Origin of the sequence: Micromonospora sp. L5 (assembly GCF_000177655.2) — a bacterium.
In the GTDB taxonomy this organism is placed as follows: Bacteria; Actinomycetota; Actinomycetes; order Mycobacteriales; family Micromonosporaceae; genus Micromonospora; species Micromonospora aurantiaca.
This window is the reverse complement of the sequence record NC_014815.1, coordinates 3,547,003-3,560,064: the sequence shown is the minus strand read 5'-3', so window position 1 is coordinate 3,560,064 and position 13,062 is coordinate 3,547,003. Positions and strand designations below refer to the sequence as shown.

The 13,062-nt window shown below is 71.8% G+C and carries 13 protein-coding genes and 2 tRNA genes; 3 read left to right on the top strand and 12 right to left on the bottom strand.

Annotated features, from left to right (window positions below):
• Positions 1 to 22: 22 nt before the first annotated feature.
• A complete protein-coding gene (locus ML5_RS16865; RefSeq protein ID WP_013288032.1) occupies positions 23 to 646 on the top strand; it encodes a helix-turn-helix domain-containing protein in 624 nt (207 codons plus the stop codon).
• A 26-nt stretch (positions 647 to 672) separates the two neighbouring features.
• Here the strand turns inward: ML5_RS16865 and clpX are convergent, their stop codons facing one another.
• The 5 genes from clpX to ML5_RS16840 all read right to left on the bottom strand — a co-directional run bounded on the left by clpX (position 673) and on the right by ML5_RS16840 (position 5,256).
• Positions 673 to 1,965 carry an ATP-dependent Clp protease ATP-binding subunit ClpX gene (clpX, locus tag ML5_RS16860; protein ID WP_013288033.1) on the bottom strand — a complete coding sequence of 431 codons (1,293 nt, stop codon included), beginning with the start codon at positions 1,963 to 1,965 and terminating at the stop codon, positions 673 to 675.
• Between the two features lie 227 nt (positions 1,966 to 2,192).
• Positions 2,193 to 2,855, bottom strand: coding sequence for an ATP-dependent Clp protease proteolytic subunit (locus tag ML5_RS16855; RefSeq protein ID WP_013288034.1), 663 nt, complete (start codon positions 2,853 to 2,855; stop codon positions 2,193 to 2,195).
• 14 nt (positions 2,856 to 2,869) lie between these two features.
• Positions 2,870 to 3,511, bottom strand: coding sequence for an ATP-dependent Clp protease proteolytic subunit (locus ML5_RS16850; protein WP_013288035.1), 642 nt, complete (start codon positions 3,509 to 3,511; stop codon positions 2,870 to 2,872).
• A 175-nt stretch (positions 3,512 to 3,686) separates the two neighbouring features.
• On the bottom strand, positions 3,687 to 5,033 hold the full coding sequence (tig, locus tag ML5_RS16845; protein ID WP_013288036.1) for a trigger factor: 1,347 nt from the start codon (positions 5,031 to 5,033) through the stop codon (positions 3,687 to 3,689).
• Between the two features lie 149 nt (positions 5,034 to 5,182).
• Positions 5,183 to 5,256: transfer RNA gene (locus ML5_RS16840), tRNA-Pro, on the bottom strand.
• A 252-nt stretch (positions 5,257 to 5,508) separates the two neighbouring features.
• Here ML5_RS16840 and ML5_RS16835 point away from each other — a divergent pair.
• Positions 5,509 to 5,582, top strand: a tRNA-Gly gene (locus ML5_RS16835).
• 118 nt (positions 5,583 to 5,700) lie between these two features.
• Here ML5_RS16835 and ML5_RS16830 read toward each other — a convergent pair.
• The 7 genes from ML5_RS16830 to ML5_RS16800 form a co-directional block, all read right to left on the bottom strand.
• Positions 5,701 to 6,213, bottom strand: a complete 513-nt coding sequence (locus tag ML5_RS16830; protein ID WP_085983666.1) for an O-acetyl-ADP-ribose deacetylase — start codon at positions 6,211 to 6,213, stop codon at positions 5,701 to 5,703.
• A gap of 51 nt (positions 6,214 to 6,264) precedes the next feature.
• Positions 6,265 to 6,678: a contact-dependent growth inhibition system immunity protein gene (locus ML5_RS16825; RefSeq protein ID WP_041784201.1), complete on the bottom strand. Its 414-nt coding sequence runs from the start codon at positions 6,676 to 6,678 to the stop codon at positions 6,265 to 6,267.
• A gap of 35 nt (positions 6,679 to 6,713) precedes the next feature.
• Positions 6,714 to 7,301, bottom strand: a complete 588-nt coding sequence (locus tag ML5_RS16820; RefSeq protein WP_013475488.1) for a hypothetical protein — start codon at positions 7,299 to 7,301, stop codon at positions 6,714 to 6,716.
• Between the two features lie 126 nt (positions 7,302 to 7,427).
• The gene (locus ML5_RS16815) at positions 7,428 to 8,198 is read right to left on the bottom strand and encodes a hypothetical protein (RefSeq protein ID WP_013475486.1); all 771 of its coding nucleotides are present in this window, start codon (positions 8,196 to 8,198) and stop codon (positions 7,428 to 7,430) included.
• A 107-nt stretch (positions 8,199 to 8,305) separates the two neighbouring features.
• Complete coding sequence (locus tag ML5_RS16810; protein WP_013475485.1) at positions 8,306 to 8,731, bottom strand: nucleoside deaminase; 426 nt, start codon at positions 8,729 to 8,731, stop codon at positions 8,306 to 8,308.
• 15 nt (positions 8,732 to 8,746) lie between these two features.
• Positions 8,747 to 9,217 (bottom strand): questin oxidase family protein, encoded by a 471-nt coding sequence (locus ML5_RS32030; RefSeq protein WP_013475484.1) that lies wholly within the window; start codon positions 9,215 to 9,217, stop codon positions 8,747 to 8,749.
• A 93-nt stretch (positions 9,218 to 9,310) separates the two neighbouring features.
• Entirely contained in the window at positions 9,311 to 9,958 is a 648-nt protein-coding gene (locus ML5_RS16800) for an MOSC domain-containing protein (protein ID WP_013288040.1), read from the bottom strand.
• A gap of 130 nt (positions 9,959 to 10,088) precedes the next feature.
• Here ML5_RS16800 and ML5_RS16795 point away from each other — a divergent pair, with 130 nt between their 5' ends.
• A complete protein-coding gene (locus ML5_RS16795; protein ID WP_013475483.1) occupies positions 10,089 to 13,025 on the top strand; it encodes an Hsp70 family protein in 2,937 nt (978 codons plus the stop codon).
• The last annotated feature ends 37 nt before the right edge of the window (positions 13,026 to 13,062 follow it).

Genomic DNA, 13,062 nt, shown 5'->3' with positions numbered 1-13,062 from the left:
AGTGACCGTGAAGGACAGTGTGATGACCGATACCGGTGGACGGGTCGGCGCGGTGACCTCAGCGGTCGCCCGCCAGGTACGTGACCTGCGAGCAGCACGCGGCTGGTCGTTCGAGGAACTGGCCGGCCGGTCCGGAGTCAGCAAGGGCATGCTGGTGCAGATCGAGGGGGCGCGCACCAACCCGAGCATCGGCACGCTCTGCCGGGTCGCCGACGCGTTCGGCGTCAGCATCGCCCGGCTGCTGGAGCCGGCCGAACAGAGCACGGTGCGGGTCAGCGCGGCCGACGAGGCGCCGGTGCTGTGGCGCGGCCCGAACGGCGGCCTGGCGCGTCTGCTCAGCGGCCTCGGCGAACCCGACCTGGTCGAGCTGTGGGACTGGCGGATGGAACCCGGGGAGGCGTTGCGGTCCCCCGACCACGCCCACGGCACCCGGGAGATCCTGCACGTGCTCGACGGCGTCGCCACTGTCACAGTGGACGGCGTCGACCACGACGTACGCGCCGGCGAGACGGTCGAGTTCCACGCCGACCGGGAGCACGGCTATCGCACGGCCGGTGACGGGCCGGTGCGCCTGATGATGGTGGTGGTCACCCCGTCGGGCGAGTGGGACCGGCGGACCCGCTCACGCGGACCGCGCCCGAGCTGACCCGGGCGCGGTCGCGAACGGCGGTATCAGGCCGACTTCTCCTCGCGGTCCCGCCGGCGCCGGCCGGTGAACTCGCGGGGCACGATCGTCGGGTTGACGTTCTCCAGGACGACCTCGCGGGTGATCAGCACCCGGGCGGCGTCGGGGTTGCTCGGCACCTCGTACATCACGGAGAGGAGCACCTCTTCCATGATCGCCCGCAGGCCGCGGGCGCCGGTGCCGCGGAGCATGGCCTGGTCGGCGATGGCCTCCAGCGCGGGCTGCTCGAACTCCAGCTCGACGCCGTCCAGCTCGAACAGGCGCTGGTACTGCCGGACCAGCGCGTTGCGCGGCTCGGTCAGGATCCGCACCAGGGCGCTGCGGTCGAGGCTGCGCACGTTGGTGATCACCGGAAGCCGGCCGATGAACTCGGGGATGAGCCCGAACTTCAGCATGTCCTCCGGCATGACCTGGCTGAAGATGTCGTCGGTCGACCGCTCGGACACCGACCGGAGCCGGGCGCCGAAGCCGGTGCCGCCGGAGCCGGTGCGGGCCTCGATGATCTGGTCGAGCCCGGCGAACGCGCCACCGCAGATGAACAGCACGTTCGTGGTGTCGATCTGGATGAACTCCTGGTGCGGGTGCTTGCGCCCGCCCTGCGGCGGCACGTTGGCGACGGTGCCTTCGAGCATCTTCAGCAGCGCCTGCTGCACGCCCTCGCCGGAGACGTCACGGGTGATCGACGGGTTCTCCGACTTGCGGGCGATCTTGTCGACCTCGTCGATGTAGATGATGCCCGTCTCGGCGCGCTTGATGTCGTAGTCGGCGGCCTGGATCAGCTTCAGCAGGATGTTCTCGACGTCCTCACCGACGTAGCCCGCCTCGGTGAGCGCGGTGGCGTCGGCGATGGCGAACGGGACGTTGAGCATCCGCGCGAGCGTCTGCGCCAGGTGCGTCTTGCCGCAACCCGTCGGGCCGAGCAGCAGGATGTTGGACTTGGCCAGCTCGACGCCGTCGGTGCCGGAGCCCGGCGCGCCTGCGGCCTCGGCCTGGATCCGCTTGTAGTGGTTGTAGACCGCGACGGCGAGCGCCTTCTTGGCCTGCTCCTGACCGACGACGTAGTTGTCGAGGAACTGGCAGATCTCCATCGGCTTGGGAAGCTCTTCCCACTTCACCTCGCCGGACTCGGCCAGCTCCTCTTCGATGATCTCGTTGCAGAGGTCGATGCACTCGTCGCAGATGTAGACACCAGGGCCCGCGATGAGCTTCTTGACCTGCTTCTGCGACTTGCCGCAGAACGAGCATTTCAGTAGGTCGCCGCCGTCACCGATCCGTGCCACCTACGTTCTCCCTGCACTCGTCGGCCGGAACGCCGGCCCTGACCTGCGAGCGCCGGAGCGCCCGTCCGTCCTGTCGTCCCACCATGCTGTCGGCTCCACCTGATCCGACCGGCGGAGCGGTACAGACCCGACGTTACCCGGTGGCCGGGTTTTCTCCGACCCCCAAAACGGGTGTGTCAGAGGTCGACCGGGAACGATACCCCGACCGACCTCCGACCACACGTTGCTCAGCCCGCGGCGTGCGACGCCAGCAGACCCTTCTTGCGGCTGGTCAGGATCGTGTCGACCAGCCCGTACTCCTTGGACTCCTCGGCCGTCATGATCTTGTCACGGTCGATGTCCTTGCGAACCTGCTCGATCGGGCGGTTGCAGTGCCGGGAGAGCATGTCCTCCAGCTGCGTCCGCATCCGCAGGATCTCCCGCGCCTGGATCTCGATGTCCGAGCCCTGGCCGTAGCCGCCCTCGGTGGCCGGCTGGTGGATGATGATCCGGGAGTTGGGCAGCGCCATCCGCTTACCCGGCGTGCCCGCGGAGAGCAGCACCGCCGCCGCGCTCGCCGCCTGCCCGAGGCAGACGGTCTGGATGTCCGGGCGGACGTACTGCATGGTGTCGTAGATCGCCGTCATGGCGGTGAAGGAGCCACCGGGCGAGTTGATGTACATGATGATGTCGCGGTCCGGGTCGGTGCCCTCCAGCGTCAGCAGCTGGGCCATCACGTCGTTGGCCGACGCGTCGTCCACCTGGACGCCGAGGAAGATGATCCGGTCCTCGAAGAGCTTGTTGTACGGGTTGGACTCCTTCATCCCGTACGACGTGCGCTCGACGAACGACGGCAGAACGTAGCGGTTGTGCACGGCCGCGAACTGGGGCGGCAGGCTCAGGTCGGTCATCGTCAGCTCCTCGGTCAGCTCAGGGTCCCGGCGCCATCCGGAACCTGCGCGGCCCCGATGATCACCTTGTCGATGAAGCCGTAGTCCATGGCCTCCTGGGCGGTGAACCAGCGGTCACGGTCCGAGTCCGCCTCGATCTGTGCCTGGGACTGGCCGGTGTGGAACGCGACCCGCTCCTGGAACATCCGCTTGGTGTAGAGCATCTGCTCGGCCTGGATCGCGATGTCCGACGCGGTGCCGCCGAGGCCACCCGAGGGCTGGTGCATCATGATCCGCGCGTGCGGCAGGGCGTAGCGCTTGCCCTTGGTGCCCGCGCAGAGCAGCAGCTGGCCCATGGAGGCGGCCATGCCCATCGCCACGGTCGAGACGTCGTTGTCGATGTACTGCATGGTGTCGTAGATCGCCATGCCGGAGTAGACCGAGCCACCCGGCGAGTTGATCCAGAGGAAGATGTCGCGGTCCGGGTCCTCCGCCGCGAGCAGCAGGAGCTGCGCGCAGATGCGGTTGGCCACCTGGTCGTTCACCTCACTGCCCAGGAAGATGATCCGTTCCTTGAGCAACCGGTTGTAGACCGAGTCGTCGAGGTTGCCAATGGAGTCGCCACCGCGGGCCTCGTTCACCCGGAGCGACTTCTTGGGGATGTGCATGTCGGTCATGGCAGCCCTTCGCTCTCCGTACCGTCCTACCCGACACTAACCGCTCAGCCGGGAGGCGTACTCCCGGTCGGGGCACTGTTCGCTCTCAGCGCAGTCACCCGCACGGCGTACCCCGGAAAGGGTTTCGGCCGCCGCCCGGCGCGCAGCGCGGGACGGCGGCCGACACCCCCGATGGTCAGTGCTGGTGGTCGTGCTCGGCCTCGTTCTGGGCCCGCAGCGCGTCGAGGGAGACCTCGTTGCCCGCCGAGTCCTTGATCTTGATCTTCTCCATCACCGCGGCGAGCGCCTTGCCCCGGCGGACGTCGCCGAAGACGGCCGCGGCGGCGCCGGAGCGGACCAGCTGGTCGTAGTACTGCTGCGGGGCCATGCCGGCGCGCTGCGCACGGTGCACGATCTCGTGACCGAACTCGTCGTCGGAGACCTGCACGTCCTCGGCGTCGGCCAGGGTGTCCAGCAGGAGCTGGATCTTGACGCCGTCGGTCGCCGCCTCGGTCAGCTCGGTGTCGATCTGCTCCTCGGTCTTCTCCTCCGCCGCGAGGTATTCCTCCAGGGAGGCGCCGATGCGCTCGAGCTGGTCGACCATCGCGGCCTTGCGGCTCTCGACCTCCTCCTTGACGACGCCCTCGGGCGCCGGCACCTCGGCGGCGGCCACCATCTGCTCCAGGGCCTTGTCACGGGCGGCGTAGATCTGCTCGACCTGCTTGCCCCGGGTGACCCGCTCCCGCAGGTCGGCGCGCAGCTCGTCGATGGTGTCGAACTCGCTGGCCATCTGCGCGAAGTCGTCGTTGAGCTCGGGGAGCTCCTTCTCCTTGACCGTGCGGACGGTCACCGCCACGTCGGCGTCACGGCCGGCGTAGTCGCCGCCGACGAGCTGCGTGGTGAAGGTGGTGCTGTCGCCGGCGGCCAGGCCGACCAGCGCCTCGTCCAGACCCGGCAGGAGCTGCTTGCTGCCCACCTCGTGCGAGATGTTGCTCGCCGAACCGCCCGGGACCTCCTCGCCGTCAACAGTGGCGTTCAGGTCGATCTGCACGAAGTCGCCCTCCTGGGCGGCCCGCTCGACGGTCTTCAGCGTGGCGAACCGCTCGCGCAGGCTGTTGATCTGCTCGTCGATCTCGCTGTCGGCGATCTGGATCTCGTCGACGGTCACCTCGATGGTGGCCGGGTCCGGCAGGGTGATCTCCGGCCGGACGTCCACCTCGGCGGTGAAGTTGAGCGAGTCGCCGTCGTTGAACTCCGTGATGTCGACCTCGGGACGGCCGAGCGTCTTCAGGTCGTGCTCCCGGACCGCGGCGAGGATGTTCTGCGGGATGGCCTCCTGGATCGCCTCGTTGAGGACGGTCCCCCGGCCCACCCGCTGGTCGATCACCGCGCTGGGGACCTTGCCCCGGCGGAAGCCGGGAACCTGGACCTGCTGGCCGATCTCCCGGTACGCCTTCTTGAGGCTCGGCTCGAGCTCGACGAACGGCACCTCGATGGCGAGCCGCACGCGCGTCGGGCTCAGAGTCTCGACGGTGCTCTTCACAGGCGTACTCCTTGACGGATCTGGGTGTTGAGTCTGGGGCGTGATTGCGCGCATCGAGTGTAGGCGAGCCGGCCGACGGCATCGGCAGGGCCCGGGTACCGCGCGGAAAAAACCGGCGGTTCCCGGGACGATCCGGTCGCGAACGACAGTCGGGGTGGCGGGATTTGAACCCACGGCCCCTCGCTCCCAAAGCGAGTGCGCTACCAAGCTGCGCCACACCCCGGTGGCGACGAAGAGTGTATGCCGTCCGGCCCCTCGCGCGGGTGACCGGGGCACGGCGCGCGGTGTGGCGGGTGGCGTCGGGTGGCGTCGGGCGCCAGTTCGGGGAAGTGGCTGGGTCCGGGGGCGCAGGAAGGCGCCACCTCGCCGAAATTGTGTGGATCTTGACGGTCGGCGGCGTGCGCGGGGTACGCGCTGCACGGCGGCGGGGGTGATTCGGTACGCTGTCGGCGCGCCCTGCTGTGGTGGGGCGCTCGCGGGCGTAGCTCAATGGCAGAGCTTCAGTCTTCCAAACTGACGGTGCGGGTTCGATTCCCGTCGCCCGCTCCACGGCCTCCGGCCCCGGTCAGACGCATCCCCCGAGCCTGGGCCGGTCGGCGACTCCCTCGCTCGGGCCAGCCGTGGCCATCAGCTGCTCCGGCCGCCTGCGAGGATCCGCCTCACGAACTCAACGGCCGTGCCCCTGGAGCGCCGAAGCCAGCAGTTCGTACGTGGCCTGGTCGAAGGCGACCAGGCGGACGTACTCGACGTTCGTCGGTGTCGCTCTGATGGTCGAGATCGCGATCTTCGCTGCCTGGTCGGTCGGGAACCCGTACACACCAGTAGCGATGGCGGGGAAGGCGACGCGGCGAGCGGCGATCTCATCGGCAACCTCGAGGCTGCGCCGGTAGCACGACGCCAGGACATCGGCCTCACCGTAGCCGCCGCCTTCCCACACCGGGCCGACGGTGTGAATGACATGGCGTACCGGTGGGTCAAGATCGAACGCCGGCGTGGCGACCGCGTCGCCCGGATCGCACGGTGCCAGGGCAGCACCCGCCTGGGCCAGCCGCGGTCCGGCTGCACGATGAATCGCCCCGTCCACACCGCCGCCACCCAACAGCGACTCATTCGCCGCGGTGACGACGGCATCGACGTCCTCTCGGGTGATGTCACCGAGGACAACTTCGATCACAGGCACGGATCGATGATGCCACCAGAGCACCTCGCCGGCAGATGACCCCCGCCGCTCTCATCGACCGAGGAACCCCACGACGGCGTCGCGCAGATGCCGGTCCGGCTCGCGAGGTTCAAGGTCCGGGTCGGAGAACGGGCGATCGGCGACGAGTTCGGCCAGAACAGATCGCAGCCGCTCCCGTTCGGGTCGCAGGCCCGACCACGCCGGCTCGGGGAGCCGCAGCACGTTGGCGAGCAGGTCACCCGGGTAGTAGTCGCCCTCCGCCAACGGATCGCGAAGCAGGACCTGCAACGCGAGAGGTAGCAGAGCCGGCACGCCGATTTCTTGCCCGAGCATGATGCGCAGGTCTTCGACCGTGAACTCAGCCAGCGGTTTGCGTCGTAGCTCCACGCAGCGCCTCACGAGAGACGTGGCCTCCGGGCCGGGGTCCGGCCAGACGTCCCGTTCACGCTGCTCGATCGACGTCACAGCGGTCAGGCTAGCCCGCACCCTGGGATCGCGTTCTAGTTCCCGGGCCGCTCCCGGTCTTCGCCGGGAACGTAGCCGCGCGGCGAATGGACGAACAAGCGGAAACCCATCGGCACCCGCTGGTGGCGAGGCAGGCCGAGCACCTCGTAGCCGATCGCGAGGTCGTCGAAGACGAGTCCTCCCCCGGGCGCCTGCTCGACGTCCGGAATCGTGATCGTCACGAAGACCGGCAGCTCCCTTCCCGGTCCTACTTCGGTCGACCGGAGGGGTGACGCCGTAGCCGGATCGAACACGAGAGCAGCGGGCTCGCCGGCAGGACTGCCCGCTGCCAGTCGAGCGACCTTGAACACGTGCCGGTCGGCAGGACCGTCGTCGACCGCGACCCCCGTGATCGTGACGGGCCACGGCCCGGGATTGCGGATGGACACACCGAAGGTGATCTGCCCGCCAGGGCTGAAGGCGAAGCGCACTTCGGTCGTCGACCCTTCCGTGCGAGACGCCGCGTCGGCGCCGTGCCACCACGAGCTGCCGTGGTCAAGGCGGTGACCCAGGGTGCTCACCAGATAGCCGGTGCACAGCATGACGGCCAGCGCGGCGGCCAGGAACCGACGACGGCGCTTCATAGGAGCTCCATGCGCGTGCAGCGGGTGGGCGATGTCGTGCTGTCCCGGCCGGTGTTCGCGGTCGTCCGCGGGCGTGCGAACACCCTCCGGGACTGCGTGCCGTACGACGAGTCGGGCGTCCACTGATCAGCCCGCACGACCAGTAGCGACCGGATCGGTGACGGGCACGGCCGGATCCCGTCGCTTCGCGAGGACGATCACGCCGATCAGAAGGAGCACGAGCCAGAGCGGCACCAGCACGGGAGCGAGCCCGCGCCAAACGGGCCACACCGGCTCGGCGAGCCGATGCGCGGCCAGATCCGTCCAGGTGAGGGCGGCCCCAGGGAACAGGGCGACGGTCACCAGGGTGCCGACCAGCAGGGGTACGGGCCGACGACTCCGCGCCACCACCCAGAACAGCACCGCACCGGCGACGGCGCCGAGCAGGGTGCCGGTGATCGTGGCGGCGCGGAACCCTCCGGGGGCGGACTGCGTGATGCTCAGCCTCGACCCGTGCGCCGGGTGGGTGAGCGTGACCGTCATCCCGTCTCGCTCGGCCCGCCAGCCGTCGCACGAGGCGCCCGGCACCCGACGGAGTTCCCGCCATCCGCGCGTCTCGGCGGCCCGCCGCATCTGCTCGGACAGCGCGCAGGCGGCGCCGTCGCCGTACTGGAACTCGATCCGGCTCCCGCCGACCTCGTCGGCGGTCAGAGAGACGCCGTACCGGTAGCCCTGCACTGTCGTCGAGCCGCTCGGCTCGACACCGGGCAGCAGTTCGCCGGCCGCGCTCCGAGTTGCCTCGGCGCTCAGCGGCTCGGCGCCCCGGCCGCCGTACCAGGAGCCGAGGGCCAGGCCGGCCGTGCCGAACAGCAGCGCGCCGAGCAGCGCCATCGCGACGTGCCCCAGCCAACGCCCCACCGGCCCACCCCCTGTCGCCGTGCGGCACAGCGTAGGCGTCGCACGCCGTCCGCGGTGCCCCGCAGCGGAGGCGATCTCGGCGCTCAGGCGGAGAAGCGCCGACGTGCCTAGTAGTGGTCCTCGATCGGCCGGCGTGCCTCGTCGAACAGCGCCGGCCCGTCGTACCGCACCGGGCGCGGCGCGGGCGTCGCAGGCTTGACCTGCTCGAACTGCTCGGTGGACAGCGCGTACACGACCCGGCCGAGGCCTGATGCGTTGATCGCGACTGTGCACATCGGGCAGGGCTGGCAACTGGTGTACATGGTGGTGGCGACGGCCGCCTCGGGGGCGAGCTGCCGGGCGGCCCAGCGGGCCAGCTTCAGCTCCGGGTGGGCGGTGACGTCCTTGTCGGAGACCACAGTGTTGTGGTCCTCGATCAGGACGGTGCCGTCCGCGCCGACGAGCAGCGACGCGAACGGCCGCTCGCCGGACGCGCCGGCCCGGTCGGCGAGTTCCACGGCGCGGCGCAGGAACGCCTCGTCGTCGGGTGTCATCAGCCCTCCACGTGTTCAGTCTGCGGCGATCTGCTCGACGGATCGGGCGGCCACGGCGAGCAGGGCCGGGTCGCCGCTGCGGGCGTACGCGTCGCTCAGGGTGTCGATGAATTTGATCGCGTGCGCGTCCCCGGTGTCCAGCGCCCGCGCCATGACACCGTCGAGTTCCGGCCCGGCGGCCGGCGGGAGGGCACGGGCCCCGGCCGGGGCGTAGGCGGCGGTGACGGCGGCGGTCGCCGCCCAGGCGGCGGCCAGGCTCGGCTGCCACAGCGCCGGCGGCAGGGCCGGCAGCGTACGCAGGACGGCGTTCGGCGCGGTGGCGGCGTGCACGAGCATCACCGGACCGGCGTACCCGTGTGTGCCGTGCCGGACCACGGCGGCGTCGACGACAGCGGCGAGCCGGGCAGGCACGTCGCGCCACGGGTCGCCGGCCAGCTCACGGTCGAAGAGGTCGAGCCAGTCACCGGCACGTGGTTGGACAGCCACCCGTCGCGCTCGGGACCGGTGTGGCGTACGCGCTCGTACGCCTCGTCGAGTACGGAGTTCAGCACACCGGGAGCGTCCGACCTGAAGTGCGGTTCAGGTCAAGCGGCGGCGGATCCGCGCCATGTCCTCCTCGGGGAGCGCGTCGGCGACCAGCAGCCGGGGCAGCAGCTCCGTCTCCAGCGTCGTGGCCCGGAACACCAGCGCCACAGTCACGTCGTGGTCGGGCCGGTGCACGACCTCGACCGGGTCTCCGGCGCCGACGCTGCCCGGCGTGACCACCCGCAGGTACGCCCCGGGCCGTACCTCCTCGGTGAACCGCTTGATCCAGCCGCGTTCGCCCAGCCACCCCTGGAACGTGCCGCAGGGGATGCGCGGGCAGGAGACCTCCAGCACCAGGTCCGGCCCGATCCGCCACCGCTCGCCGATCAGCGCGCCGTTGACGTCCAGCCCGGTGGTGGTCAGGTTCTCGCCGAAGCTGCCATCGGCGAGCGGGCGGCCCAGCTCGGCCTCCCAGTGGTCGAGATCCTCCCGGGCGTACGCGTAGACCGCCTGGTCGGTGCCGCCGTGGTGGGCCACGTCGTAGACCCGGTCACCGGCGAGCCCGACGTCGCCGTTGCCCTTGGGGCCGGGCGCGGTGACGGCGACCCGGCCGTCCACGGGCCGCTTGTCGATGCCGGTGGCGCCGATCCCCTTCCACGGGTTCGGTTGCGGTCGGCCCACGTTGACGGAGATCACCCTCATGACGGCGACGGTATGCGACCGGGCGCCGGACCGGCCAGTCCATTCCCCCGGGCCGGGTGCGCGGCGAGGCGGCGCGGCCTGCGTACGATGCGGGCCGGACATCCTCGTCGGGTGGTGGAGGTAGCCGCGGATGGCAGGCCAGCAGGACGGTTTCGCCCTCGGCGTGGACCTCGGCACCTCGAACACGGTGGCGGTGCTGCGCTGGCCGGACGGGCGGACCCGGCCGGTGCTCGTCGACGGCCACCCGATCCTGCCGTCCGGCGTGTACGCCGACGCGGACGGTCACCTGCACGTCGGGCGGGACGCGCAGCGCCTGGCCCAGGCCGACCCGGCCGGCTACGAGCCGAACCCGAAGCGCCGGGTCGACGAGGAGACGGTGGAGCTGGGCGGGCGGGCGTACCGGCCGGCGGAGCTGCTGGCCGCGACGCTGCGCGCGGTTGCGGACGCAGCGGTGGCGGCGGTCGGGATGCTGCCCCCGGCGGTGGTCACCCACCCGGCGGCCTGGACGCCGGCCCGCCGTCAGGTGCTGCACGACGCGCTGGAACTCGCCGGCTGGCCGGCGGCGGCCGAGCACACGCTGGCCGGGCCGATCGCGCCCGGCACCCGCCTGCTGCGGGAGCCGGTGGCCGCGGCGCGCTACTTCACGCAGGTGCTGCGCCGGCCGGTGCCGGTGGGCGGCGCGGTGGCGGTGTTCGACTTCGGCGGCGGCACGCTCGACGTCGCGGTGCTGCGCAACGAGGGCGCCGATCCGTGGGGAGACTCCGGCTTCCAGCTGGTCGCCACCGGCGGGATCCCCGACCTCGGCGGTCTCGACCTGGACGCGGCCCTGCTCGGGCGGCTCGGCGAGCTGGTCGGCCCGGCCCATCCGGGCGAGTGGGCCCGGCTTACCGACCCGGCGACCACCGCGGAGCGGCGGGACCGCCAGCAGCTGTGGGACAACGTGCGCGGCGCGAAGGAGATGCTGTCCCGGGCCATGGTCGCGCCGGTCGCCGTACCGGGGGTCGAGGCGGCGGTGCCGCTGTCCCGGGAGGACTTCGAACGCCTGGCCGCGCCGCTGCTGGCCCGGGCCGTGACGGAGACCCGCGAGGTGACCGCCGCCGCCGGGCTGCGTCCGGAGCAGCTCTCCGGTCTGTTCCTGGTCGGCGGGTCGACCCGGGTGCCGCTGGTGGCCCGGCTGCTGCACGCCGAGCTGGGCATCGCGCCGACGGTGCTGGAGCAGCCGGAGATGCCTGTCGCCGAGGGCGCGCTCACCGACCTGCCGCTGCCCCGGCGGTCCGGCCGTCCCGGCGTGCCGGTCCAGGCCGCGCCGGCACCACCCGCGCCGGCCCAGCCCGAATCGACACGGCCCGCGCCGCCCGCGGGCGGGACCGACGCCGGCACGGCGAGCGCCGCCACGGTCCCGGCCGGTGCGACGAGGCCGAACCCGACCGCGCCGCTCGGCGGTCCGGACGCGGCGTCCGCCGGACCGCACGGCACGCTGGTAGCCGACGGCCCCGTCCCGCAGACCCCCGCCACGAGGTACGACGGCACGCCGGGCCCGGTTCCGCCACAGCCGACGAGGTACGACGGCATGCCGGCCGCCCACGGTCCGGTTCCGCCGCACCCGGCCGCGGGCTACGGCGTACCCGGACCGTCCGCTCCCCCGCCCGGCGGCTGGCAGCCCGGCGTACCCGGAGCGCCCTTCTCCCCCGCGCCGGGCGGTGTCCGGCCCGGCGGCGGCCGGCCACGGCGCGGCCGGTGGATCGCGCTCGGCGCCGGCCTCGTGGTCGTCGCCGTGGCGGCGTCGGTGCTGCTCTGGGTGTTCCGGGACCGGCACCCGGCGCTGGACTTCCACACCGCGGAGCTGGTGAAGACTGTCTCCGCCGGTGACACGCGGCCGGACCAGATGTTCACCGCGACGCTCGGGGAACGCGCCTACCTGGCCCGTTCGCTGCCCGACGACCACCTCCACGTGACTGCCGTCGAGGCGGCCACCGGCAAGACGGTATGGGAGAAGCGGACCGACGCGACAGCACAGCGGTGGGCGGGGATCCGGGCGCTGCCCGACGGGCTGCTCGTCCTCGGCGACGCCACCGGAAGCGACACCCCCCGCGTGCTCGCGGTGCTCGACGGCGATTCCGGCAAGCAGCGCTGGCGGACCGACGTCGGCCGCGACGACACCCTGTACCTCGGGCCCGACACGATCGTCCGGCTGGACCGCACCGGCGAACGCCTGGTCGGGCTGCGGCTTGACGACGGCCGGCAGCGGTGGGAGCGGCCCAACCCGCGCACCGAGTACGGCGACGCGCGCACGAAGGTGGTACCGGTCGGCACCGGCGCGGCGCTGGACGGGCCCGGCAACGCCGAGGGCTCGCCGCTCGCCCCGTGGGCGGGGAAGGCGGACCGGCTCGTGCAGGTCGGCGCGGACCGGTCGCTCCGGGTCGTCGACATGCGCAGCGGGAAGATCCTCAAGGACCGGGGCAACGTCGCCGGGCTCGACGATCCGGTGGCCGCCCGCGACGACCGGCTGTACGTGGCGGAGAACGAGCGCGGCCTGCGGCTGCTCGCCTACGACCTGGGCGGTCTCGGCACGCCGAGCGTGCTGTACGAGGCGCCGGAACAGGGCGGCCGGGTGAAGGATCTCGTCACCTGCGGGGAGCGCCGCGTGTGCCTGCTGGAGACGCCCGGCAGCGGCGCCGACGACACCCGGGTGGTGGCGGCGACCGAGGGTGAGGGCACCCGGCAGTGGCCGGCGCCGCGCGCCGAGTCGCTGGTGCCGGTCGGTGAGCACGTGCTGGCCGGGCGGGACTCGCCGGACGCGGTGACGCTGTTCGCGCCGGACGGCACGGCGATGCTGCGTGACCGGGACGGGACGGCGGTCCGGTTGGACGCCGGCAACCTGCTGATCTTCTCCGAGGCGCCGAGCGCGTACGAGGACGACCGCGTCCTCGCCGGGACGGCGGTGGACGGCAAGCCGGTCGAAATGGGGCAGCTCAAGCAGATCCGCAGCGAGTCCTGCTCGTGGAACACCGAGATGCTGGTGTGCGGCGCGGCGAAGGAGTTCCGGTTGTACCGGTTCGCCGGCTGACCGGAAGTGAGCTTGACAGCGATCGATGCCTCGGCTG